Genomic DNA, 24,272 nt, shown 5'->3' with positions numbered 1-24,272 from the left:
CGACCCGTCCGACGGTGACCGATGACACAGATATGACCGCACTGCCCGTGACCCCGGCCATCGCACCGTCCGACCCGATCGAGGCACTCCTGCTGCAGATCAACTACCTGGTCTGCTCGCTGTTGACCCCCGGCGGCTGCGCCGTCATCCAGTAGCGACACTCATCCGCCGGATCGCCCCCGGCGTCAGCGGCTCGTCGAGTAGACGCCCGAACCGCTCGACCCGATCCTGGGCGCCGACCGCACCGTCGAGCCACCCACCGAGCAGGCGGTAACCCTCGACATAGGTGCTGATGTAGGCCCGCCACAGCGGCGAGGACAGGAACCGCAGCGACTGCCGCGCCCGTTCCGGCGTCGCCAGAATCCACCGCTGCAGGAACAGCGCCACCTCGTCCTCACTGCGATGCTGATCGTGCAGCAGCAGCGCGGCGTCCTGACGCACGTTCAGCAGTTTCGCCGACGCGGTCGAGAAGCGTTCGGCCCGTTCACCGTCGAAACGAAGGCCGAGGTCGGCGTAGATCTCCTGCGCCCAGACTCCCCAGCCGGGCCCGACGATCGACCGAAGGGCCAGGTCGGCGAGGCCCTCGGCCATCAGGCACTGCGGGGTGTTGACCAGGAACAGTGTCTGCTCGTCCTCGCCCGCCGCGACCAGTCCGGCCTCCTTGCGGCAGTGCTCGGTGTGATGACCGGGGTAGGCCTCGTGCGCGATGAGCGCGGGGAGGTTGCCCATGTGCTGTTTGAGGTCGGAGTTGATCGCGACCGTCGAGGCGAAATTGCCCAGGTAGTAGTTGAAGCCGGACCACGGCTTGTCGCCGACCACCTCGTAGGTGACGTGCTCGTTGTCGGGCAGCGGGTAGCGCTCGCGTACCCGCTCCCGCAGCGCACTCGAGAACGCTTCGACACAGGTAGCGAGCTTTTCCGGGGGGATCTCGTCACCGCGGCGGTAGGCGGCGGCGCGTTCGGCCAGCGGTCCGTCGCCGCCGAGCACCTCGTCCATCTGCCGGTGCGCTTCGCGATAGTCGTCGGGGTCGCCCGGTGCGATGTCGACGTCGAAGTAGGCGCGGACCTCGTCGACGAAGCCGATCTGCTCGCCGGCGAACTTGCGGGCCGAGCATTCCATCGCCACCAGGTGGGCATCGAGGAATTCGGTGCGCTGCGCCGAGAGCCCGGCATCGGGCAGGGCGGCGCGCAGATCGACGGCGCGCCGGGCCAGCTCCGAGGGCACCGGGACGGCCGCGTTCTCGATATCGCGGCGCAATTGCGGATCGCCGGTGTAGGCGTCGACGAACCCCTCTTCGAGGCGATCGAAAGCCAAACCCAGGCGCAGGTATTCGGTGACAAGTGGATGTGACCCCATCCGCCCGACATTACGTGGTCGATCGGAAAATGGGGTCTTACCTCGGCGTTGTCGCTGGTTACCGACCGGTAGCCAAACCCCCTGTTGCGCGCGGGCAGCGAGCACGGAGCACAATCTCGCTATGCGGTCAGAGTTATCCCGGATCTCACCAGACGGGCAGCCAAGCTGTGCGGATGCGCCCGGACGGAGGGTCGGGTAGGTGGCACGGATGAGCGAACCGAGCCCCTATGTGGAGTTCGATCGAAGCCAGTGGCGCACACTGCGCAAGTCGACTCCCCTGGTACTGACCGAGGACGAGCTGACCGGCCTGCGCGGTCTCGGCGAGCAGATCGACCTCGACGAAGTCGCCGAGGTGTACCTGCCGCTGGCGCGGTTGATCCATCTCCAGGTCGCGGCCCGGCAGCGGCTGTTCGCCGCCACCGCCACCTTCCTCGGCGAGAAACATCCCGACAAGCAGGTGCCGTTCGTGATCGGTGTCGCGGGCAGTGTCGCGGTCGGCAAGTCGACCACCGCGCGCGTGCTCCAGGCGCTGCTGGCGCGCTGGGATCACCACCCCCGGGTCGACCTGGTGACCACCGATGGATTCCTTTATCCCACAGCCGAACTCATCCGTCGCGGCATCATGCACCGCAAGGGTTTCCCGGAAAGCTACGACCGGCGCAAGCTGCTGCGATTCGTCACCGAGGTGAAGTCGGGCGCCGAAGAGGTGTGCGCGCCGGTGTATTCGCACAAGTCCTACGACATCGTGCCCGACGAGAAGCACTGTGTCCGCCAGCCCGACATTCTCATCGTCGAGGGCCTGAACGTGCTGCAGACCGGTCCGCGACTGATGGTGTCGGACCTGTTCGACTTCTCCATCTACGTCGACGCCCGCATCGAGGACATCGAGAACTGGTATGTGCAGCGCTTTCTCGCGTTGCGCAAGACCGGCTTCGCCGACCCCGACGCGCACTTCCACCACTACGCGGCCTTCGACGACGAACAGGCCACCGCGGCCGCGCGCGATATCTGGCACTCCACCAACCGGCCCAACCTGGTGGAGAACATCCTGCCGACGCGCCCCCGCGCAACCCTGGTGTTGCGCAAGGACTCCGACCACACGATCAACAGGCTGCGGCTGCGCAAACTCTGATCGGCTCGCGCGCCGACACCGCTCAGCCGGTGGCCGTCGGCGAGCCCAACGAGACGACCTGCGTCGCCACTTCCGCGCTGTCCTCGCCCTGGTGGACGACCAGGACTCCATGCGGCGTGCCGCGCGCGTCGGTGGGCTCACCGGCGACCACCTCGAGCATCGGCTCCTGCGCCTGTTTCCGCGGGAGCATGTCGACCACCGGGTACTCCCCGACCGGCGCCCACCCCTGCGCCGCCAACTGCATCCGGTCGACGGTGCTCGGCGCGCCCGCGAGGTCGGACCACTTGCGGGTGGCGATCGTGATCGAACCATCGGCGCTCCAGCGCGGGTTGTAGGCCGCCGAGCACTCACCCGGCAGGGTGGGCATCGCCAGGACACCGTTGTTGGCGGCGTCGATGGTCGCCACGTTGCCGCTGCCGCAGGTCGCGCTGCGCGCGGTGGCCCCGGCCAGCACGAAGGTGTGCCCATCGGGACCGGCGGCGGCCGACAGTCCGGCGTCGATGCCGGGCACACGACCCAGCGGCAGGATGACATCGGAGCCGATGGCGTAGAGGTGACTCTTCTCCCACCACAGGCCGCGCGATTCCACCCGGGCCAGCAGCACGAACTCATCGGTGGCCGCCACAAGTTCGGCCCCGCCCCACCCACCACCGGTGAGCGGACTCGGCGAATCCGGCAGGACGATCTCGCGTTCGGGCGCGGCGGGCTCGGAACCGGCCAGGTCCATGCTCATGATCTCGCCCGGCTCCCGCCACCAGCCGACCACCGAACCGCGCAACGCCACGGCGTTGGCGCAGTCACACGGTATGCGGGTCACCGACCGGTCGCGCACACCCACCGCGACCAGCGTCTTGCTACCGCTCTCCACCGCGAAGGCGTAGTGCCCGTCCCTGGTGAACGCCACCGCGGCCGACGAATAGCCGAAACTGCCCGGCGCCCGCACGGTTTCGCCGCCGCGCACCACCGCCAGCTCGGCGTCGGTGCGATAGGCGAACACCGCGCCCTTCGCGGCTTGCTCCTCGGCGGGCGTCAGTCGTGGCGGCGCGGGCTGGTCGACCCCACCGCAGCCCGCGACGACCGCCACGGCACCGCACACGACGCCGAGCACCACGATCCGCGCCCGCCACCCGCTCGCCTTCGTCGCAATTCCCACAGCTCACACCCCTGCAATGTGTCGTCGGGCCCGGTCTCGCGCAGCAGCCTAGCGGGGGGTGGCGCCGGATCGGGCCTACTCCGCTACAACTTCCAGGCCGCGTCGAGCCTGGTCGCCACGTCGATATTGCGGACCGCCGCGATCTCGGGTTTGCGGATCTCCTGTGCGACGTACCGGGCGACGAACCGGCGGATCTCGTGGTCGACGCTGGCCAGCACCCGCAGCAACTCGCCGCGCTTGGAGCTGCTGGCGACATTGACCCGCACATCGCCGGGACGCGGCTCGGCGATGTCGATGACCACCCGCAGTGGGTCGGCGGTGCGCGCGGTGAGATGCAGATGCACGGTGCCGTCGACCCGGAAACGCGACCTGTCGACCGCCAGATCGAGAACCAGATCCACGCGCAAGGGAATGGTCAGTTCGAAGGAGATGAACGCGTCGACGAAACGCAGGATTCGTGGCTGCCCGAGCTCCACCTGCGCGGTGACCTTCGCCAAGCGACCCGGCCCCACCCCGATCGGCCCGAAATCGAAAGCGGCACCGGTGAGTTGGCCGAACGCGTCGGCGATGCGCTGCTCGGAGACGGCGTATTCCAGGAAACGCCTGCCGAATTCCTCATAGCTGATGTAAGAAGGCTGTCCGGGTTCCACTGACCGCAGAGTACGCGACGGCTACGGCCTCACACGCCGAAACGGCGGTGGCGCGCGGCGTAATCCCTTAGTGCGCGCAGGAAGTCGACGCGCCGGAATTCCGGCCAATACGCCTCGGTGAACCAGATCTCCGAATAGGCGCTCTGCCACAACAGGAACCCCGAAAGCCGCTGCTCACCAGAGGTTCTGATCACCAGGTCCGGGTCGGGCTGACCGGAGGTGTAGAGATGCTGGCCGATCGCGTCGACCGTAATCGACTGCACCAGATCCTCGCCCGACTCGCCCGAGGCGATCTCCTGGCGCACCAGCGAGCGCACCGCGTCGGTGATCTCCTGGCGGCCGCCGTAACCCACCGCGACATTCACGTGCACGCCGTCGCGCCCGCTCGTTCGCTCGGCGGCCACCCGCAGCCGCTTGGCGATCAACTCGGGGAAACCCTCGAGCGACCCGACGATCCGCACGCTCCAGTTCTGCTCCGGGGCGGACAGTTCCTCGACGACATCGGTGATGACCTCGAACAGGGTCTCGAGCTCTTCGGGGTCGCGGCGCAGATTCTCGGTGGAGAGCAGGTAGACGGTGACCATCTCGATGCCCTGGTCGGAACACCAGCCGACGAGCTCGGCGATCTTCAGCGCGCCGACGCGATGGCCGTGGCTCACATCGGTGAACCCGTTCTCACGCGCCCAGCGTCGATTGCCGTCGCACATGACGGCGACGTGGCGAGGGTGCTGCTTGTCTGCCAGCTGCTGCGACAGCCTGGCTTCGTAGATGCGGTACGGCAATCCACGCACCCGACCAAGAAACTCCACGCCCGCACCCTACGCTTGCCCGCCTCCCCGAGTATTTTGCCGGTCGCGAGTAGGGGGTGAGATCCGTGCCGGGCCGGCGGCACGGGCAAGGCCGGGTTTCGGGGTGGTCGGGAAGTTACCCATGTCCTCCCGAGATCAGCCGGTCGGGTTTTGTGTGGCCAGGGGCACGTTTGTGGTGTCGAGATGGGCGGTTGACGTACGGTTGGGCACAACCTACGGTACCGTAGGTTCCGGCTCGGGAGGTTACGTGGACGATGTCCTGACTGAGATCGCCACGGTGATCAAGCCCCGTTTTCGTGGCTGGATCCATACGTGGGCGGTCGGCGTCGCCGCTGTCGCGGTGACGGTGCTCGTGGTGTTCGGGTTCCTCACGTCGTTGACCGCGGGTTGGTCGACGCTGCTCTACGGGATCTCGGTGTGCGCGCTGTTCGGGGTGAGCGCGGTGTATCACCGGGTCACCTGGGCGAGCGTGCGGACACGGGTGCGGATGAAGCGGGCCGACCATTCGATGATCTTCCTGTTCATCGCGGGCAGTTACACGCCGTTCGCGCTGCTCGGATTGCCCGGGCGGACCGGGCAGATCCTGCTGGCCGTGGTGTGGGCGGGGGCCGTCGCCGGGATCGCGTTGAAGTTGCTGTGGCCTACCGCGCCCGCGTGGGTGGGGGTGCCGCTGTACCTGTTGCTCGGGTGGGCGATCGTGCCGGTGGCCCCCGAGCTGCTGCACAACGTCGGAGTAGCGCCGCTGGTGCTGCTCGCGGTCGGTGGCGTGATCTACAGCGTGGGGGCTGTTCTCTACGCGACCAAGTGGCCCAACCCCTGGCCCGACTTCGGGCACCACGAGTTCTTCCACGCCGCGACGGTGGTCGCGGCGCTGTGTCACTACATCGCGATCTGGCTGGTCGTGCTCGGCTGAACGGCGCGTGCGCGCGGCCGCGGCCTGCGCGCCTTCTATGCTCGGTAGTTGTGTCACCCGTCAGCGCAGCTCGTGATGCCCGGGCGTCCTCGGGCGCCGGGCTCGGGCGTGCGCGGTGAACCGGCTGGTCCGGTGGGCGCTGCGGTCCTACTGGGGACTCGCGCTGGTGGTCATCACCGCCAATATGGTCGGGGTGGCGGCCATCTTCCTGGTCAGCTGGGCGGGTGGCGTGTTCACCCGGATCGGCGACGACTGGAGTGACGCGGCCGTCCTGATCCTGATCTACCCGGTGCTCGCCTTCACCCTCGGGATCGGGATCGCGCTCTACGACCGGCGCCGATATATGCGCTGGCTCGACGACAACCGCAAACCGACGCCGGAGGAAGCGCGGGTCCTGATCCGGCTGCCCGCCGCGATCACCCTGCGCGCGATCATCCTGTGGACACCGGGCGTCGCGTTGACCGTGTGGCTCGTCGACCGGTACACCGACTATCACAACATCACCGTGCTGCTGGCCGGATTCGCCCTCGGCGGGCTGGAGGCCGCGGGCGCGATCTACCTGATCCTCGACCGCCTGATCCGCCCGGCCGTGCCGATCATCGCCGCGGTGCTCGGGCCGACCGTCCATCCCAGCTCGACCGTACTGGTGCGGGTGCTCGTCACCTGGGCGGTGTCCAGCGCGCTGCCGGCGCTGATCATCATCGTCGTCCTCAGCGACACGACCACCCCGGCATCGGACCGGGTGCGCGCGGCGTGGCTGTTCTCGATCGTCGCGCTCGGCGTGGGCGCCCTCGCCACCGCGCTGCTCGCGCGCTCGGTGGCCACGCCGATGCGCACGATGTACCGGGCGCTGGACCGGATCACCCGCGGCGAACTCGATGTGCGGGTGCCCGTCGGCAGCGCGAGCGAGATCGGCCGCCTCGAACACTCCGTCAACGAACTCGCCGCCACCCTGCGCGACCAGATGCACACCGAGGACGTCTTCGGTAGGCACGTCGGCTCCACGGTGGCCGAACGCGCCCTGTCGGGCAGCTCCGACCTCACCGGCGATGTGCGCATCGTCTCGGCGTTGTTCGTCGACGTCACCGGCTCGGTGCAGCTCTCCGCCGAAATGGCCCCCGAGGATTTCGTCCACAAACTCAACCGGCTGCTCGCCACCGTCGTAGCGGCCACCGAGGACAACGGCGGCCTGGTGAACAAGTTCGCCGGCGACGCCGCGCTGTGCATCTTCGGCGCGCCTTCCGCACTCCAGGACAACGCCACCCCCGCCCTGCGCGCCGCCCGCCGCATCCGCGACGAAGTAGTCGACACCGGCGAGCTCGACGTCGGCATCGGCGTCGCTCGCGGTCAGGTCTTCGCCGGCGACGTCGGCGCCGACACCCGCCTCGAATTCACCGTCATCGGCGACGCGGTCAACGAAGCGGCCCGCCTCACGACGGTGGCGAAGGAAGCACCGCGGCGGGTGTTGGTCAGCGATGCGATCTGGCAGGCCGCGACCCCGGCCGAACGAGCCAAGTGGAAGCGCTACAAGGACTTACGGCTGCGCGGAATCCCCGGCCGAACCCGGACCTGGACAGACATCTCACCGAGAAAGTGAGAACCAGGTCCGTTACCGCCGAAGCGAAGCCGTCAGGGCGGCGGGATCGGTGACCGGGAGGTCACAGACCGAGCCACGGCAGACATAGGCGGCGGGGGCGCCGTTGACGAGGGGGCGGTCGGTGAGGAGCGGGGCGGTGTTCGGCGGGGCCGCGAGGATGATCGAGCCGCCAGGGGCGCAGGCACGGGCGGCGGCCAGGAGTTCCATTGCCGTGGCGGACTTCTCGGTGGCCGCGATGGCTACCTGGTACGGGCCGCGGACCGCCGCTTCGGCGACGGAGAGCCAGTTGCCCGCGGTGCGGGGTGCGCGAGCCAGCAGGATCGCGCCGAGGGCGAGGGTCTGGTCGGCGAGTTCGCGATAGCGGATAGCTCGGTCGGTATCGGCGACCGCCGAGGCGGTGAGGAGGGCCTCGGCCAACGCGGAGGCGCCGGACGGGGTGGCGCCGTCGACGGGGTCGCGGGGACGGGCGACCAGGGTTTCGGCGTCGTCGGCGGTGTCGAACCAGCTGCCGGGGCGTTCGGGATCGGCGAAGTGGTCGATCGTGTTGTCCAGCAACAGCTGTGCGGCGGCGAGCCAGTCGGATTCGCCGGTGGCCTGGTAGAGGGCGAGCAGGCCGGTGACGAACCAGGCGTAGTCCTCGAGGACGCCGGGCGGGGTGCCCGCGACACCGTCGAGGGAGGCGCGGCGCAGTCGGCCGTCGACGAGGTGGACGTCGAGCAGGTAGCGGGCGCAGCGCACGGCGGCGGCGATCCACGACGGTTCTTCCAGTGCCGCACCGGCTTCCGCGAGCGCGGTGATGGTCATGCCGTTCCAGGCGGTGACCACTTTGTCGTCGCGGGCGGGCTGGGGGCGCCGGGTGCGGGCCTCGAACAACTGAGCGCGCAGTCGGTCGAAACGGGACGACTGCTCGGCGTCGACGGGATCGCTGTGGCGGGTGAGCACCGAGGTGCCCTGTTCGAAATTACCGGCGGTGCCGACGCCGAAAGCGTCGGCGGCCCACATACCGTCGAGCGGGCCGAGTTCGCCGATCAGCTCGGCCGGCGTCCACACATAGGTCGCGCCTTCGACGCCGGGCCCCTCCGGTTCGAGGTGGGTGTCGGCGTCGAGAGCGGAGGCGAAACCGCCCTGCGCCGTCCCGAGATCACCGAGCAGGAATTCGACCGTCTCCCGGGTCACCCTGTGCGGCAACGATTCCAGCGGGGTCACGGGCGCGCGACGCGCGAGATGGGCGTAGGCGCGCAGCAGCAGGGCGTTGTCGTAGAGCATCTTCTCGAAGTGCGGCACGAGCCACCCGGCGTCGACGGAGTAGCGCGCGAACCCGCCGCGCAACTGGTCGTAGATTCCGCCCCGCGCCATCGCCTCGGCCGTGCGCTCGACCACGTCGAACACCGACTGGTCGCCGGTCCGCTCCCAGTGCCGCAGCAGCCCTTCCAGCAACGCCGACGGTGGAAACTTCGGCGCCCCACCGAATCCGCCGTGCGTCGAGTCCTCGTCGGCGACGATCGCGGGCACGGCCTTGTCGAGAAGATCAGGGGTAATCGCGAATTCGGCGTCGGGCAGACCCGATGCCTGCGCCTGGAGCGCATCGGTCACCTGCCGCGCGGCCTTGTCCACATCGTCGCGCCGGTTGCGCCAGGTCTCGGTCACCGCGCTGAGCAACTGCGTGAACGACGGCATGCCGCCGCGCGGCTGCTTCGGGTAGTAGGTACCGCAGTAGAACGGCGCGCCGTCGGGCGTGAGGAAGCACGTCATGGGCCAGCCGCCCTGCCCGGTCATGGCCACGGTGGCGTTCATGTACACCGCGTCCAGATCGGGACGCTCCTCCCGATCCACCTTCACGCAGACGAAGTCGGCGTTCATCTGTTCGGCCGTGGCGAGGTCGGCGAAGGACTCGTGGGCCATCACATGGCACCAGTGGCAGCTCGCGTATCCGATCGACAGCAGGATCGGCACATTGCGCACGGCGGCCTCGGCTAGCGCGTCGGCATCCCACTCCCGCCAGTGGACGGGGTTGTCGGCGTGTTGACGCAGATAGGGCGAGGTCGCACCGGCCAATCGGTTCACGAGTTCCACCCTGCCATACGCGACGAACGCCGGCTGCGCCCCATGTGGTGGACACCGACTTCGCCCGGCCGGCGGTGGTCAGGCAATTTCTTCGCATCCCCCGTGCGGCCCACCGCGTGGTCACGAATCCGCCATCGATTATTTACCTTTCCTACTGAAATCAACGCGATCGCAACGGTGTTCGGCCGCTTCGCCTGGCCGTATACCTATAACTCGGATCCAGCATCCTGCGTGATTCGCTCGGCCATAGGGGAGTGCATTGTCTGTGCAAGCGGAAACCGGCGAAATTCCGGCTTCCGCGGCAACACGCCGAGCAGTTGTCACAACGGCATGTGTCGCGGTCGCGGTCGCCCAAATGGCGACCACCATCTACCTGCCGAGCATGCCTGCGCTGGGCGCCGACATCGGCGCCGGCGACAGCGTCCTGCAGCTGTCGGTGGCCGTGTTCGTGGTGTTCGCCGCGCTCCCGGTCGTCGCGTGGGGAAGGGCGGCGGAACGGTTCGGCCGGGTTCCCGCCTTCGTCGCGGCCGGGCTGTGCTTCGTCCTCGCCAGCGCAGGCCTCGCGCTGATCACCAACGCCCCGGAGTTGCTCGGGCTGCGCGTGGTCCAGGCGATCGGGGCGGGCGGGATCGCGGTCGTCGGCCGGATGATGATCAAGGATCTGTTCACCGGCGCGGAGCTCGCGCGCCAACTCGCGCTGCTGTCGATGGCCTTCGTCGTCGCGCTCGGCGGCGGGCAGGTGATCGGCGGCATCGTCACCTCGACGGTCGGGTGGCGGTACGGATTCGCCGTGCTGGCCGTGCTCGCGGCGGTGCCGGTCGCCTTCGCCCTGCGCATCTCACTGCCCCGACGCGAAACCGGGCCGAAAGACAAAGGCACAGCCAGACGCCTTTTCACCGACCGGATCTTCGTCGTCAGCGCGGTGGCGGGCGGCATCGGATTCGCCGTCATCGTGATGATCCAGCAGAAGTCCGCGTTCATCTTCACCGACCGTTTCGCGCTCGCACCGTGGGTGTTCGGCCTGTTCGGCGTCTTCTACGGTGCCGCCTACCTCGGCGGCGCGACCTACGTCCGCCGGCGTGTGCGACAGGTGGGAGCGCACGCCATGATGCGCCAGGGCGCGGCGATCATGCTCGCGGGCTGCGTGCTCGTCACCGTCGTGTGGGCCGCCGATCTGCCCCGGGCGATCGCGCTGCCGGTCTTCCTCGCCGGGTACGTCACCACGACCTTCGGCCAGGCGACGCTGTTCCCCAACAGCGCCGCGCACGCTGTCAGCCACCTCGCCACCGGAGCCGCCATCGCCGTCTCGTGGTGCGCGCTGGTGCAGCAGGGCCTCGCGGGCATCGCCTCGCTGGCAGGCCCCACCCTGTCCGGGCTCCTCGCCTGGTCCATCGCCATCACCCTGCTCGCCGCGGTGAACGTACTCGTCGTCGCGACGCCCGAGAAAACTGACGCACCCTCGCCAACAAAGGAATGAACGGAATGGCCAGAAACCAATTCGCAAATATCCGCAGGCAGTTGCAACTGAGCAACACATTCTGGGACGACAGCACCACGCACGGACTGGTCGACATCATCGCCGATGATATGCGCGAGGGAATTATCCATTCCCGCGACGGTCGAACGATCGTCAACTTCTCGTCCTATTCCTATCTCGGTTTGGACAGCGATCCACGAATCATCGAGGGCGCCCATCGCGGGCTCGACGAAACCGCGACGATCAATTCTTCTATTTCCCGGATGCGCATCCGGCTCGGTCTGCTGGAGGAGGCCGAACAGCGGCTCTCCCGGACCTTCGGCGCGCAGGCGGTCACCGTGTCGTCGTGTGCGGCCGCCGCGTGGGCGACCTTGCCGCTGCTCGCCTCCGGTGAGCTCACCGACGGGCACCCGCCGCTGGTGGTCTTCGACAAGAACGCGCACTTCTGCTTGAACGCGATGAAGCCACTGGTCGCGGACGAGACCGAGTTGGTCACGATCGAGCACAACGACATCGCCGCCCTGGAAGAGTTGTGCCGCACGCATTCGCACGTGGCCTATGTCGCCGACGGGGTCTACAGCACCGGCGGCGGCGCACCGCTCGCCGAGTTGCACCGGCTCCAGGATCGATACGGCCTGTTCTTGTATTTCGATGAGGCGCACGGCATTTCGACGCTGGGTAGCCACGGCCGCGGATACGTTCTCGGAGCCTACGAGGGCTGGCGGGAACGAACCCTCGTGATCGCCTCGCTCAACAAAGGCTTCGGTGCCAGCGGCGGCGTGATCTTCTTCGGCGCGGCGGGCGACGCGTCCCGCACGCCCACCCTGTTGCGCACGAGCGGCCCGCTGATGTGGTCGCAGCGTGTCAACACCGCCGGACTCGGCGCGATCATCGCCGCCTGCGACCTCCACGACGACGGCACCGTCGACCGGCTCCAGGTCGCGCTCCAGGAACGGGTCCGCCTGTTCGACTCGCTGGTCGACACCGACCTCGCCGGTGACGGCCTGCCGATCCGGTTCGTGAGCATCGGGCAGGAGGACATCACCGTCGCCGTGGCCCGGGACATGCTCGACGCCGGTTTCTACACCTCGCCGGTGTTCTTCCCGATCATCCGCCGCGGCAGCGCGGGCCTGCGCCTGATGCTGCGGGCCGACCTCGACCCCGACACGATCCGCCGCTTCGCCGACACCCTGAGCTCGAGTCTCGCCGCGCATCAGGACCGGGAGGAACTACCAGCATGACCGCCGTCATCGAGAACACCCTCGGATTCGAAGCCCAACGCGCCCTGCTGCGTGACCACACCGCCGAGATCGTGGCGCCGCGCCGGCGCCACGGTGACGCGAAACTGCCGGTGCGCGAACGGGTCAACCGCATCCTGGACCCGGGGACACCGTTCCTGGAGATCGGTCGCCTCGCCGCGCACGAGGTCTACGACACCGATCTGCCCGCCGCCGCGCTGATCGTCGGCATCGGCACCATCCACGGCAGACCGTGCATGGTGTTCGCCAACGACCCGCACGTGAAGGGCGGAACCTTCTATCCGCTCACGATCAAGAAGCACCTGCGGGGGCAGAAGCTGGCCAGGGAGTACCGCCTGCCGTGTGTGTATCTGGCCGACTCGGGCGGGATCTACCTGCCGTTGCAGGAGGAGATCTTCCCCGACGAGGAGCACCTCGGAAAGATGTTCCGCAATATCGCGGAGATGTCGGCCCTCGGCTTGCCGCAGATCTCGGCCGTGCTCGGCATCTGCACGGCGGGTGGCGCCTACATCCCGGCGATGAGCGATGAGACCGTGATGGTCAAGGATCTGAGCACCGTCTTCCTCGGCGGGCCGCAGCTGGTGGAGGCCGCCACGGGCGTGGTGGTCGACGCGCAGACTCTCGGCGGCGCCGATCTGCACGTCCGCGACACCGCGGTGGCCGATCATCTTGCGGCGAACGAACTGGAAGCGCTGGCCATGGTGCGCGACATCGTGTCCCGTACCCCCGGTGACCGTGTGCATCCGCCGGCCTTCGAGGCGCTCGAGCCCGCCGACGATCCGGCGCGGCTGCCGGATCTGATTCCGGCGACCACCAAGAAGGAGATGGACGTCCGCGCGATTCTGCGCTGCGTGGTCGATGCCACCTCGTGGGTCGAGTACCGCAAGGACTACGGCATCACGATCGTGTGCGCGACCGCCCGGATCGCGGGTTACGAGGTCGGGATCATCGCCAATCAGGGCGTGATCTTCCCCGACAGCGCGCTCAAGGCCACCAACTTCATCCAGATCTGCGAACAGCGCCGCATCCCACTGTTGTTCGTGCACAACGTGAGTGGGTTCATGGTCGGCGAGGAGTACGAGCGGGCCGGAATCGCCAAACACGGCGCGAAGATGGTGAACGCGGTCTCGTGCGCCACGGTGCCGAAGATCTCGCTGGTGATCGGCGGCAGTTTCGGCGCCGCCAATTTCGCGATGTCGGGGCGGTCGATGGGCGGCCAGTTCATGGCGATGTGGCCCAATGCCCGCTCCACCGGGGTCGGTGGCGAACAGGCAGCGGCGGTGATGGCGATCCTCAAGCGTGACCGGCTGCGCCGCGAGGGCAAGGAGCTCAGCGCCGCCGAGGAAGCCGCCATCAAGCAGCCGATCATCGACAGCTTCGAGCGCCAATCGCTGCCGACCTACATCGCGGCCCGCATGTGGATCGACGCCGTGGTCGAACCGGAGGACACCCGCTCGTGGTTGGCACGGTGCCTGTCGCTGGCGCACGAGCGCTGGGATCGGCCGCAGCCCGCGGGTTCGAACTTCGGGGTGTTCCGGCTGTGATCTCCCGACTACTCATCGCGAACCGGGGCGAGATCGCCGCCCGGATCGCCCGCACCTGCGATCGCCTCGGCATCGAGTACGTGACCGTGAGCGTGGCGGCGGACCGGTCGCTCACCTATCACGCGGCGGCGGTGTCGACCGTCGCGCTGCCCGAGGGGTATCTCGATATCGAGGCGCTGGTGCACGCCGCGACCGAAACCGGTTGTGACGCGGTACATCCGGGATACGGGTTCCTGTCCGAGAACGCCGATTTCGCGCGCGCGGTCCGGGCTGCCGGATTGGTGTTCGCCGGCCCGAGTTCCCGCGTGATCGAGACGATGGCCGACAAGTCCTCCGCGCGCCAGGTCATGGCCGAGGCGGGTGTGCCGGTACTGCCCGGCACCGTGCGGGCGAGCGAAGACCTCGACGCCCTGGTGGGCGGGGCAGCCGACATCGGGTACCCGCTGATCGTCAAGCCCGCGGGCGGCGGTGGCGGCAAGGGCATGTCGGTGGTGCGCTCGGCCGCCGGACTGCGCGAGGCACTGGCGTCTGCTTCCCGCACCGCGACAGCGGCTTTCGCCGACGGCCGCCTGCATCTGGAGCGGTACGTCGAGCGCGCACGTCACATCGAGGTGCAGGTCTTCGGCGACGAATTCGGCCACGCTGTTCACCTTTTCGATCGCGACTGCTCGCTGCAACGGCGGCATCAGAAGGTGATCGAGGAGGCCCCGGCCCCACGGATTCCCGATGCGGTGCGCACAGCGATGTTCGCCGCCGCGGTGCAGGGGACGAAGGCTCTGCAGTACGTGGGCGCGGGAACTTTCGAGTTCCTGCTGGTCGGTGACGAGTTCTTCTTCATCGAGATGAACACGCGCTTGCAGGTGGAGCACACCGTCACCGAGGAGATCACCGGCCTCGATCTGGTGGAGTGGCAATTGCGGGTCGCCGCGGGCGAACCGCTGCCCGCCGAGCAGGCGGACATCGCGTACTCGGGCGCTTCGGTGCAGGTGCGGATGTACGCCGAGGACCCGTTCCGGTCGTTCCTGCCGTGCCCTGGCGGGCTGGAGGTCACCCACTGGCCGGATGTTCGCGTCGAACGCGCCTTCACCCGCCGGCTCGATGTCAGCGGCGGGTTCGATCCGATGATCGCCAAACTCGTCGCCACCGGCACCACCCGCGACGACGCGCTCGCCGCCGCACGGCGAGCATGCGAAGACATTCGCTGGCAGGGTATTTCGACCAACCTCGGTTTCGTCGCACGTGTGCTCGCCGCACCGATCGTCGCGGCCGCCGAGCACGACACCGCCTATCTGGACCGGATCGATCCGGTCGCCGAGTTCGCCGATCCCGACGAACTGAGCGCCCTCGCGGTGGCCGCCGCGCTGACCGCGCCCGACCGTGCGACACCATGGTCGACCGGGGCGCCTGGAGGTGATCGGGCCTGGCTCGATCCCACCGATCGCGACCTCGGCAGCCTCGATCTGTCGGTCGACGGGCGCGCCTTCACGGTGCGAGTCGGCGGCTACGAGGGCGACGCGGTGCTCGTGCGCGAGGGAACCGTCGACTCGAGCGGCACCGCCGCGCAAGCCACCACCGGCCCTGATGCCACCACCCGGCCGACGGCCGATGTGGGCATCACCGCTCGGCGAACCGACGGCGACACGATCACGGTCGGCTCCACCCCCTGCGTCGTTCGACGCGACGGCGAGGGCTGGAGCTGCCAGGTAGCCGGGGTTTCCCGGCAGGTGCGCTACGCCGAATACCGCTCGCTCGGCACAACGGCGACGGATCCCGAGATCCGCTCGCCCATGCCGGGCACCCTCGTGCAGCTCCACGTCGAATCGGGCAACCCGGTCGAGAAGGGACAGCTGCTCGGCGTGGTCGAGGCCATGAAGCTCGAACACGAACTGACCGCTACCCATGCGGGGATCGTCACCGTGACCGCGGCCGAAGGCGCCGTGGTCACCACAGCTCAATCACTGTTTCTCATCGAAGAGAGGGGCGCCGCGCTGTGATGCGACATCGGCGACTACTTGCCACAGCTCTGGTATCGGCGGTGGCCGTGCTGGCGACCGCGTGTGGTGGAACGGACACCGCGGCACGCGAATCGGCGCAACCGGTCAGCGGCGGCTCGTTGACGTGGGGGGTGGAGACCGAGCCGACCACGTTGAACCCGCACCTCAACGGGCAGAGCAATACGCACCTGATGTTGCGCAACGTCTTCGAGTCGCTCCTCGCGCGCACCACCGAGGGCGGTTTCGTCTCGTGGCTGGCCACCGGCCACGAGATCTCGCCCGACGGGCTCACCTACACCTTCCCCCTGCGTGAGGGCGTGAAGTTCACCGACGGCAATCCGCTCACCGCGACCGCCGTGGCGCGCAACTTCACCACGATGCAGGACGTGTCCTATTCCGGCGGCTGGTCCGCCGGGCCGCTGTCACATCTGGCCGCGGTCACCGCCCGCGACGAGCGCACCGTGGTGTTCACCCTGAAGGACCCGTACGCGCCGTTCCTCGACTTCGCCGCCGGTTTCCCCATCATCTCCTCGGCCGCGTGGGACAAGCCGCAGCTCAAGGCCGGTGGGCCGGAGATCGCGGGGACCGGTCCGTTCATCCTCGACCGCTACGTGAAGGGTCAGGAACTGCACTTCCGCAAGAACCCCGACTACAACTGGGCGCCGCAGAGCGCCAAGCATCAGGGTCCGGCCTACCTCGACGAGGTAACCTACCGTTTCCTGCCCGAGTCGTCGGTGCGCACCGGCGCGCTCACCTCCGGTCAGGTCGACCTCATCGAAGGCGTCTCCGGCAACGACGCCGCACTGTTCCGGGACAATCCCGACTTCACCTATTCGACCGGGCTGAACAACGGCAGCCCGTACACGCTGTACTGGAACGCGACCTCCGGCCCGGCCACCGATCAACGAGTCCGCAAGGCGCTCAACAACTCTGTCGACGTGAACGCGGTGCTGCAGTCGATCTATCGCGGCGAGCGCACCCGCGGCTGGGGCATCGCCTCCAGCGTCGACACTCTGTTCTACGACAAGAGCATCGAGGGCACCTACGGCGCCGACAAGGCCGCGTCGAACCGACTGCTCGACGAAGCAGGCTGGACGGCAAAGGATTCCGACGGGTTCCGGACCAAGGACGGCCAGCGGCTGACCGTCGAACTGGTGCAGGCCCAGTCGACGGTGCGCGATCAGCGTGAGGTGCTGTTGCAGGCGGTGCAGGCGCAGGCCAAGCAGAACGCGGGCATCGATCTGAAGCTGTCCTACGTCGACCTCGGCACCTACAGCGAGCTCCGCAAGAAGAACGCCTTCGGGTCGATCGCCAACTCCGACACCATCACCGGCGGCATCGACATCGAGAACCACTGGTACCCGCCGACGCCGCTGGGCACGCTGAACTACAGCCGCGCCACCGATCCCGAACTGTCCACCTGGCTGCGGGCCGCCGCCTCGACCACCGACTCCGCCGAGCGGGCCAAGCAGTACGCGGCGTTGCAGCGCTTCGCGATCGTCGACAAGGCCTACGGGCTGCCGCTCTACATTCCCGAGAACCAGATCGCGACGGCGGCCCACGTGTACGGCGCGGGATACCGTCCGTACAAGCAGCTCGCGGAGAACGCGTACGACATCTGGGTCGATCGTGGATAGGCGACGATGACGACGGAAGCGATCTCACCGGACGTCGTGACCGCCACGGGGGCCGGCGATGCTCGCGTCGGCACAGCCAAACGAATTGTGCTGCGGTTGATCACGGGTCTCGGCGTGCTGTGGGGTGCGACCACGCTGTCGTTCCTCGGTGTGCGGCTGGCGCCGGGCGACACGGTGGACGTGTTGCTCGGCGAACAGCAGCGCACGCCGGAGGTCGAGGCGGCCATCCGCGCCGAATGGGGACTCGACAGTCCGGCCGTCGTCCAGTACGCCCGCTACCTGTGGAATGTGGCGCACGGGGATTTCGGGCGTTCCTATGTGTTGCAGCGGCCGGTGTCGGAAATCATCAGTTCGCAGGCCGGTCCCACCTTGGCGCTGACGAGTGCCGCGTTGCTGGTGGCACTGGTGTTCGCGGTCGTCGTCGCGACGAGCACGGCGCAGCGGCGACGATCGCGCGCCGTCGCGAATGCGGTGGAGCTCGCCCTTGTTTCGACGCCCTCCTTCTGGCTGGGCATCGTGCTGCTGTCGGTGTTCAGCTTCCAGTTGAAGATCTTTCCGGTGGCGGCGAACAAGGGCTTGTCGGCCTTGGTTCTGCCCGCACTCGCGCTCGGCCTGTCGCTGGGCGCGGTGATCTCCCAGGTCTTGCGCGACGGGCTGGAGCGGGCCCTCGACGAACCGTTCGCGGTGACGGTGCGGTCGTGGTCGGTGAGCGAGAGCGCGTTGCGGCTGCGGCACGGTCTGCGGCACGCGAGCCTGCCCGCGGTGACCTTGACCGGCTGGCTGGTCGGCGGATTGCTCGGCGGGGCGGTGATCATCGAAGAGGTCTTCGGCCGCCCCGGACTGGGACGGGTGACCGTCGAAGCCGTTCTCGCGCAAGACCTTCCCGTCGTGCTGGCCGTGGCGATTCTCTCGGCATTCGTCTACGTCGTGATCAGCACGCTGGTCGATCTGCTCTACCTGTGGCTCGACCCGCGACTGCGCCGCGACTCACGCAAGGAAGGCCAACGATGACTGCCATCGGAGTGCGGCGGACAACCGATCGAATCAGCCTGCGCGCCAGAAGTTTTGTAGTGACGCCGGGTGTCGCCGTCGCAGCACTGACAGTGGGGCTGGTGGCGATCGCAGTGGTTGCCCCCGCCCTGCTGACCGGCGCCGACCCGCTCGGCGCCGATCCGTTGGCCGCCCAACTGCCACCGAGTACGCAGCATTGGTTCGGCACCGATCACCTGGGGCGCGACGTCTTCACCCGCGTCGTCCACGGCGCGCGCTACTCGCTGCTGATCGGCGTCACCGCCGTCGCGATCGCGGTGGTGGCGGGCACGGCGCTCGGCCTGCTGTCCGGGCTGGCGCGCGGGCCGCTCGACGAGCTGATCACCCGGTTCCTCGACGTGGTCTCGGCCTTCCCCGATCTTCTGCTCGCACTGGTCCTGATCTCGTTCACCGGTCCCGGCACCACGAACCTGATCTTCGCGCTCGGCATCGCCTCGATCCCCCGGTTCGCCAGGGTGGTGCGCGCGCAGACCCTCGTCGTGCAGGAGTCCGGGTATGTCGAACAGGCACGGACGTTCGGGCTCACCAGGGCAACGCTGGTGCGGCGGCACGTCCTGCCGCACGCGGTCGCGCAGGTCCCGATCCTGGCCACCATCGGCCTCGGCACCGCGATCCTCGGCGCGGCCGGTCTGAGCTTCCTGGGGATGGGCCCGCAGCCGCCGGAACCGGAATGGGGCGCGATGCTCGCCGAGGGACGCAACTATCTGCGCAATGCCTGGTGGATCGCCGTGCTGCCCGGCGTGGCGGTGACCGCCACGGTGATCGCGGTGAGCTCGCTCGGACGGCACTGGCAGCGGCACTACGACGGAAGGCCAACGACATGAGTCTGATCGCGGTCGAGAATCTGCGAGTCGGGTTCGCGGGCAAGGAGGTGGTGCACGGCATCGATCTGCGGATCGAGCCGGGCGAGGCCGTCGCCCTCGTCGGCGAGTCCGGGTCGGGCAAGTCGGTGACGGCCCGCACGCTGGTCGGCTTGGCCGGTCCAGGCGCCGATGTGCGCGCCGACCGTCTCGAACTCTTCGGGCAGGACGCGCGCAATCATCGCGATCGGCAGTGGCGGCGAATCCGTGGCAGCAGCATCGGATTCGTACTCCAGGACGCGTTGGTCTCCCTCGATCCGCTGTACTCGATCGGTAGCCAACTCGCCGAAGCGCAACGCGCGCTGACCGACCTGCGCGGGCAGGCACTCACCGCCCGCACCGTGCGACTGCTCACCGACGTCGGTGTCCCCGAACCCGAACTGCGGCTGCGCCAATATCCCCACGAGCTGTCCGGCGGACTCCGCCAGCGCGTGCTGATCGCGACAGCGCTCGCAGGCGATCCACGACTCATCATCGCCGACGAGCCGACCACAGCGCTCGATGTGACTGTCCAGCAACAGATCCTCGAGCTGCTCCGTGCACGCAAGGCCGAAGGCACGGCACTGCTCCTGATCAGCCACGACTTGGCAGTGGTTGCCGAGGTGGCCGACCGGGTGCTGGTCATGCGGGAGGGGGAGGTCGTCGAGGAAGGCAGCACACACGACGTGCTGACCCGTCCGGAGCATCCGTACACGAAGAAGCTGCTGGCGGCCGTACCCTCCGCCGCCTCGCGCGGTTCGAAGCTGGCGGTTTCCGGCCAGCCCGCCGAGCTACCGCTGCCCCGCCCCACCTCGCCACCGCCGAAGGTCGCGGTCGCCACCGAATCGCCACGGCCCAAGAACCCGACTGCCACCGCAACGCCGGAATCGGAGCCGGTTCGCGCCGCGTCGACGGCAAGCCGAACCAGCGGGCACACAGAGGAACCCGGGTTGCGCGAGCCATTGCCGCCGCGCTCGGTCGACAACACCCGGGTCGTGCTCTCGGTCCGCAACCTGCGCAAGACCTACGGCTCCGGATCGGCCGCCCGCACCGTGGTCGACAACGTCGACTTCGACCTGTTCGGCGGCGAAACTCTGGGCATCGTCGGCGAATCGGGTTCGGGCAAGACCACCACGGCCCGCCTCGCGCTGCGGCTCATCACACCGTCGTCCGGACAGGTGGTCGTCGACGGCGAACCGTGGAGTGAGCTCTCCGACAAGGCATTACGGCCGCTGCGTGGCGCGGCGCAACTGATCGCCCAGGACCCACTGAGCTCGTTCGACCCCCGCTACACCGTGGAGCGCGTCATCGGCGAAAGCCTCGACACCGTCGATCTGCGGGGCAAAGCCCGCACCCGGCGCGTCCGCGAGATCCTCGACGCGGTCGGCCTCGCCCGCGACCTGCTCCCCCGCCACCCCCGCACCCTCTCCGGCGGCCAACGCCAACGCGTAGCCATCGCCCGCGCCCTCGCCCCCAGCCCCGCCCTCCTGGTCGCCGACGAGCCGCTGTCCGCCCTCGACGTCTCCGTCCAAGCCCAGATCCTCGACCTACTCGCCGAACTCCAATCCGAGTTCGGCACCGCCCTGCTGCTCATCTCCCACGACCTCGGCGTCGTGCACCACCTCGCCGACCGCGTCCTCGTCATGAAAGACGGCAGGGTCGTCGAATCCGGCGAAGCGGATTCCGTCCTGCGCGCACCCCAGCACGAATACACCCGCCAACTCGTCGCCTCGGTCCCCCGCCTCCCCGAGGCCGCCGATCGCCGATGACCACCACAGCGACGCCGACCCGAATCCCCGGGTCGCGGCGTCCCCGGCGACACGTCGATACCCTGGTACGGGTGAGCGTCGATACCCGTTCGAAGATCCGCGGTTCCGCGCGGATACCGACCGCGTGGGCACGGCCGGGCCACATCGGGTACATCGGGCCGGATCTGCGGCCCGATACGCACTCGCCGCCGGTCGCGATGCTCACCGTGGGCCTGGACGGACCGCTGATCGTGCACACCACCCGCGGTCTGATTCGCACGGGCAGTTCCTTCGCGCCTGCCCGCACCGCCCACCGCGTCGTTGCCACGCAGGGGTGGATCCTGGTGTTGTTCATCGACCCGTCGAGTGCGCCCGCGACCATGATCGCCGACGAGATGACTTCCGCGGCAGGTACTTTCGGTCTCAGTCACCGCCGCGAGCGCGAACTCGTCGAGCTGTGTGGCCAACCCGGCGTCGACCCGGATCTGCTCTACAACCGCGCCGTCGCGGGCCCGACCCTCGACACGGACGCACGCATCGCCAGGCTCGCCGCCGCGATCCGCGACCAGCCCGCCAACGCGCTGCGCGCCGACCAGATCGCCGCGAACCTCGGCCTGTCCACCGGCCATTTCTTGCACCTGTTCACCCAGCACTGCGGCACCACGTTCCGCGGCTATCAACGCTGGAACCGCATGATCACCGCGATCACCAACGCCGTCAACGGCCACGACCTCACCCGCTCCGCCATCGACGCCGGCTTCGCCACCCCCTCCCACTTCAGCGAATCCTTCCGCGCCATGATCGGCCTGCCCGCCACCACGATGCTGCAGGCCGGCATCCACTTCGACCTGGGTGCCGGGGCCGTCCGGCCCGGATGAGCAGCTCGGCTGCGCTATCAGAGCAGCAGACGCGCCAGTTCCGCGGGACTGGACACCATGACCATGTGCCCGCCGTCCATTTCGACCGGCTCGATCCCCAGCCGGGAGGCTACGAGTTCGCGCATGAAATCGGCTGGGAGGAATCGGTCGTCGCGCAGCAAGATGAACCGGGTCGGCACCTCGGGCCAAAACGCCAGCGGCCAAGGGGACGTCATCGGCGTATCGGACTGGCCGCGCTCGTATTTCTCCGCCTCGGCCCGCTGCTCGGGGGTGAGCTGGTTGTAGAACACATCGTCATCACCGGAGGTCGCGTGTCCGGTGTTGGCCCACCAATCGCCTGGCGCCTCGCCAGGCGCCGGAATCATCGCCGATACCAACACCATTCGCTCCACAGGCACTCGATCGCACACCAGCGGTGCGGTGAACCCGCCGAACGAGTGCGCCACCACGACAACATCCCGGCGCGCGCCGATCGCCTCGACCACCGCGTCGGCGTATTCCGCCAACCCGGCGCTGTCGTCCTCGCTCGGCAACGACACGGGCACCGCGTCATGGCCGAGCCCGCGCAACTCGTCGGCCACCGGCCCCCAGTAACCCGCCGCGCACCCCGCTCCGGGGATCAGTATGAATGTGCTCACCTGGTCACCGCTCGACCGGTGAGTCTTCGCCGATCCGATCCTCCGAATCGAAGAACTCATCCGCGTCCCGGCACATCGTCGCGCCATCCACCCGCGGCAACATTCGATGGCGGGCGACCAGTTCGGCGGCACTTCGCCCAAGGCGACCTGGTGGCTCCACGGAGACAGGGTACGTCGCCGTCTCGCCGAGTCGGGCGTCTCCAGGTTTATCGGGTAGTTCGGCCTGACGAAACCGCTGCTCAGCGGGTGGCGCTGGGGCATGATGAAATGTGGAATCCTCGCCCAGTTCGTCTAGTAGGAAGAACCGAGATGGTGCAGCTCACGCTTTCCGCGCAGCGGGCTGCGCTGGAGCGGGAGTGGGCGATGTGGGTGCCGGGCGGGGTGGGGGTTTCGAGGGCAGGAGTGCGGTCCGAGGTGGCGCAGTCCTGGTCGCGGTCGTTGCGGACCGTGGATCCTGGGCGCGATCACGCGCCGGTCAGTGAGACCGATATCGGGCCACGGTGGGCGGAGTCGCCGTTGCGAGGGCCGGTGACCGAGCTGAAAGAGCAGTTGCACAGTGTCGCCGACGACGCGGGCTACGTCGCGGCGGTCACCGATGCTTCGGGGACGATTCTGTGGACATATGGCGGACCCGTGATGCGCAGGCGCGCCGAGCAGGTGAACTTCGCGCCGGGTGGCCGATGGGACGAGGCGCACATGGGGACCAACGCCCTGTCATTGGCGTTGCGCACCGACCAGCCGCACACGGTGTTCTCGGCCGAGCATCTCGTCGCGGCCCTGCACGGCTGGGTCTGTTATTGCGCGCCGATCCGCGCCGCCGACGGGACCCTGCTCGGCGTGCTCGACCTGTCGACGACCTGGAAACGCTCACATCCGCTGGCCATGGCCACCGTGCGCACCATGACCAGCGCCATCGAATCGAAGTTGCACGCCGCCGTGCCCGCGCCCGCCGGAATGCGGCTGACCTGCCTCGGCACCGGCCGGTTGATGCGTGACGGTCAGCAGATCCGGTTGCGGCCACGCCATCTCGAGATCCTGACCCTGCTCGCCCTCGACGACGACGGCTACAGCCACGAACGCCTGCACTACGCCGTCTACGGTGATCGCGCGGTCGGCGCGAGCACTCTCAAATCGGAGATGTCGTACCTGCGCCGCGCCACCGGCGGCGACATCACCAGTCGCGTCTACCGCTTCACCACTCCCCTGTCCTGCGACGCTGTCGACGTGCTGCGCGCCATCGAGCGAGGGGACCTGGACACGGCCGTCCGCCTGTATCACGGCCCGCTGCTGCCCGATTCGGAGACACCGGGCATCAGCGAATGGCGCGACTACCTCGAAGTCGCCATGCGTAACGCGGTTCTCAACAGCCCGGACGCGAATCACGCACTGACATACGGCGATTCCGCCCCCGACGACATCGCCGTCCACGAACACGCCCTCGCCCTGCTCCCCGCCCGCGACGCACGCCGCGCCGTCGCCACCGCACGCCTGCACAGCGCCCTTCGCGCCTGATCGGTCCGGCTTCAACGTTTCA

20 protein-coding genes are annotated in these 24,272 nt (G+C 68.4%); 14 read left to right on the top strand and 6 right to left on the bottom strand.

The genetic code is table 11. The features are described 5' to 3' along the window. Positions 1-32 precede the first annotated feature (32 nt). Positions 33-155: a hypothetical protein gene (locus ACWDXS_RS08135; RefSeq protein WP_449963579.1), complete on the top strand. Its 123-nt coding sequence runs from the start codon at positions 33-35 to the stop codon at positions 153-155. On the opposite strand, the gene ACWDXS_RS08130 is transcribed toward ACWDXS_RS08135, so the two are convergent. After that, on the bottom strand, positions 145-1,356 hold the full coding sequence (locus ACWDXS_RS08130; RefSeq protein WP_378993042.1) for a DUF885 domain-containing protein: 1,212 nt from the start codon (positions 1,354-1,356) through the stop codon (positions 145-147). The genes ACWDXS_RS08135 and ACWDXS_RS08130 overlap by 11 nt on opposite strands. 199 nt (positions 1,357-1,555) lie before the next feature. Between ACWDXS_RS08130 and coaA the strand changes: the two genes are divergently transcribed. Further along, on the top strand, positions 1,556-2,488 hold the full coding sequence (gene coaA / locus ACWDXS_RS08125) for a type I pantothenate kinase (RefSeq protein WP_101465876.1): 933 nt from the start codon (positions 1,556-1,558) through the stop codon (positions 2,486-2,488). Between the two features lie 22 nt (positions 2,489-2,510). Here coaA and ACWDXS_RS08120 read toward each other — a convergent pair whose 3' ends face one another. The 3 genes from ACWDXS_RS08120 to ACWDXS_RS08110 form a co-directional block, all read right to left on the bottom strand. Next, positions 2,511-3,641: a hypothetical protein gene (locus ACWDXS_RS08120; protein ID WP_378993044.1), complete on the bottom strand. Its 1,131-nt coding sequence runs from the start codon at positions 3,639-3,641 to the stop codon at positions 2,511-2,513. A gap of 83 nt (positions 3,642-3,724) precedes the next feature. Further along, positions 3,725-4,291: a hypothetical protein gene (locus ACWDXS_RS08115; RefSeq protein WP_378993045.1), complete on the bottom strand. Its 567-nt coding sequence runs from the start codon at positions 4,289-4,291 to the stop codon at positions 3,725-3,727. Between the two features lie 29 nt (positions 4,292-4,320). Further along, positions 4,321-5,100, bottom strand: a complete 780-nt coding sequence (locus ACWDXS_RS08110) for an isoprenyl transferase (RefSeq protein ID WP_266293063.1) — start codon at positions 5,098-5,100, stop codon at positions 4,321-4,323. A 247-nt stretch (positions 5,101-5,347) separates the two neighbouring features. Here ACWDXS_RS08110 and trhA point away from each other — a divergent pair, with 247 nt between their 5' ends. Next, positions 5,348-6,013, top strand: a complete 666-nt coding sequence (gene trhA / locus ACWDXS_RS08105) for a PAQR family membrane homeostasis protein TrhA (protein ID WP_378993047.1) — start codon at positions 5,348-5,350, stop codon at positions 6,011-6,013. Positions 6,014-6,128: 115 nt separating this feature from the next. Next, positions 6,129-7,610 carry an adenylate/guanylate cyclase domain-containing protein gene (locus ACWDXS_RS08100; protein WP_379314435.1) on the top strand — a complete coding sequence of 494 codons (1,482 nt, stop codon included), beginning with the start codon at positions 6,129-6,131 and terminating at the stop codon, positions 7,608-7,610. A 12-nt stretch (positions 7,611-7,622) separates the two neighbouring features. On the opposite strand, the gene ACWDXS_RS08095 is transcribed toward ACWDXS_RS08100, so the two are convergent. Further along, positions 7,623-9,674: a thioredoxin domain-containing protein gene (locus ACWDXS_RS08095; protein WP_449963572.1), complete on the bottom strand. Its 2,052-nt coding sequence runs from the start codon at positions 9,672-9,674 to the stop codon at positions 7,623-7,625. Between the two features lie 265 nt (positions 9,675-9,939). Here ACWDXS_RS08095 and ACWDXS_RS08090 point away from each other — a divergent pair, with 265 nt between their 5' ends. The 9 genes from ACWDXS_RS08090 (at position 9,940) to ACWDXS_RS08050 (ending at position 22,100) form a co-directional block, all read left to right on the top strand. Then, on the top strand, positions 9,940-11,151 hold the full coding sequence (locus ACWDXS_RS08090; protein WP_449963569.1) for an MFS transporter: 1,212 nt from the start codon (positions 9,940-9,942) through the stop codon (positions 11,149-11,151). A 5-nt stretch (positions 11,152-11,156) separates the two neighbouring features. After that, positions 11,157-12,392 carry an aminotransferase class I/II-fold pyridoxal phosphate-dependent enzyme gene (locus ACWDXS_RS08085; RefSeq protein ID WP_449963566.1) on the top strand — a complete coding sequence of 412 codons (1,236 nt, stop codon included), beginning with the start codon at positions 11,157-11,159 and terminating at the stop codon, positions 12,390-12,392. Further along, positions 12,389-13,954: an acyl-CoA carboxylase subunit beta gene (locus tag ACWDXS_RS08080; RefSeq protein WP_378993055.1), complete on the top strand. Its 1,566-nt coding sequence runs from the start codon at positions 12,389-12,391 to the stop codon at positions 13,952-13,954. The genes ACWDXS_RS08085 and ACWDXS_RS08080 overlap by 4 nt, the downstream gene beginning before the upstream one ends. Beyond that, positions 13,951-15,948 carry an acetyl/propionyl/methylcrotonyl-CoA carboxylase subunit alpha gene (locus ACWDXS_RS08075; protein WP_449963563.1) on the top strand — a complete coding sequence of 666 codons (1,998 nt, stop codon included), beginning with the start codon at positions 13,951-13,953 and terminating at the stop codon, positions 15,946-15,948. The genes ACWDXS_RS08080 and ACWDXS_RS08075 overlap by 4 nt, the downstream gene beginning before the upstream one ends. Before the next feature lie 41 nt (positions 15,949-15,989). Then, positions 15,990-17,585, top strand: a complete 1,596-nt coding sequence (locus tag ACWDXS_RS08070) for an ABC transporter substrate-binding protein (RefSeq protein ID WP_449963560.1) — start codon at positions 15,990-15,992, stop codon at positions 17,583-17,585. Between the two features lie 6 nt (positions 17,586-17,591). Then, a complete protein-coding gene (locus ACWDXS_RS08065) occupies positions 17,592-18,596 on the top strand; it encodes an ABC transporter permease (protein ID WP_449963558.1) in 1,005 nt (334 codons plus the stop codon). Further along, positions 18,593-19,459, top strand: a complete 867-nt coding sequence (locus tag ACWDXS_RS08060; RefSeq protein ID WP_449963555.1) for an ABC transporter permease — start codon at positions 18,593-18,595, stop codon at positions 19,457-19,459. Before ACWDXS_RS08065 ends, ACWDXS_RS08060 begins: the two co-directional genes overlap by 4 nt. Next, positions 19,456-21,243, top strand: a complete 1,788-nt coding sequence (locus ACWDXS_RS08055) for a dipeptide ABC transporter ATP-binding protein (RefSeq protein ID WP_449963552.1) — start codon at positions 19,456-19,458, stop codon at positions 21,241-21,243. The genes ACWDXS_RS08060 and ACWDXS_RS08055 overlap by 4 nt, the downstream gene beginning before the upstream one ends. Positions 21,244-21,314: 71 nt before the next feature. After that, the gene (locus tag ACWDXS_RS08050; RefSeq protein ID WP_449963549.1) at positions 21,315-22,100 is read left to right on the top strand and encodes a helix-turn-helix domain-containing protein; all 786 of its coding nucleotides are present in this window, start codon (positions 21,315-21,317) and stop codon (positions 22,098-22,100) included. Positions 22,101-22,117: 17 nt separating this feature from the next. Here the strand turns inward: ACWDXS_RS08050 and ACWDXS_RS08045 are convergent, their stop codons facing one another. Beyond that, positions 22,118-22,738 carry an alpha/beta fold hydrolase gene (locus ACWDXS_RS08045; RefSeq protein WP_378993068.1) on the bottom strand — a complete coding sequence of 207 codons (621 nt, stop codon included), beginning with the start codon at positions 22,736-22,738 and terminating at the stop codon, positions 22,118-22,120. A gap of 309 nt (positions 22,739-23,047) precedes the next feature. Between ACWDXS_RS08045 and ACWDXS_RS08040 the strand changes: the two genes are divergently transcribed. Continuing rightward, positions 23,048-24,250: a transcriptional regulator gene (locus ACWDXS_RS08040; protein WP_449963545.1), complete on the top strand. Its 1,203-nt coding sequence runs from the start codon at positions 23,048-23,050 to the stop codon at positions 24,248-24,250. Positions 24,251-24,272: the final 22 nt, after the last annotated feature.

It is taken from the genome of Nocardia sp. NPDC003183, assembly GCF_053590715.1.
Note: the sequence above shows the minus strand (reverse complement) of the source record. Positions and strands in the feature narration are given on the sequence as shown.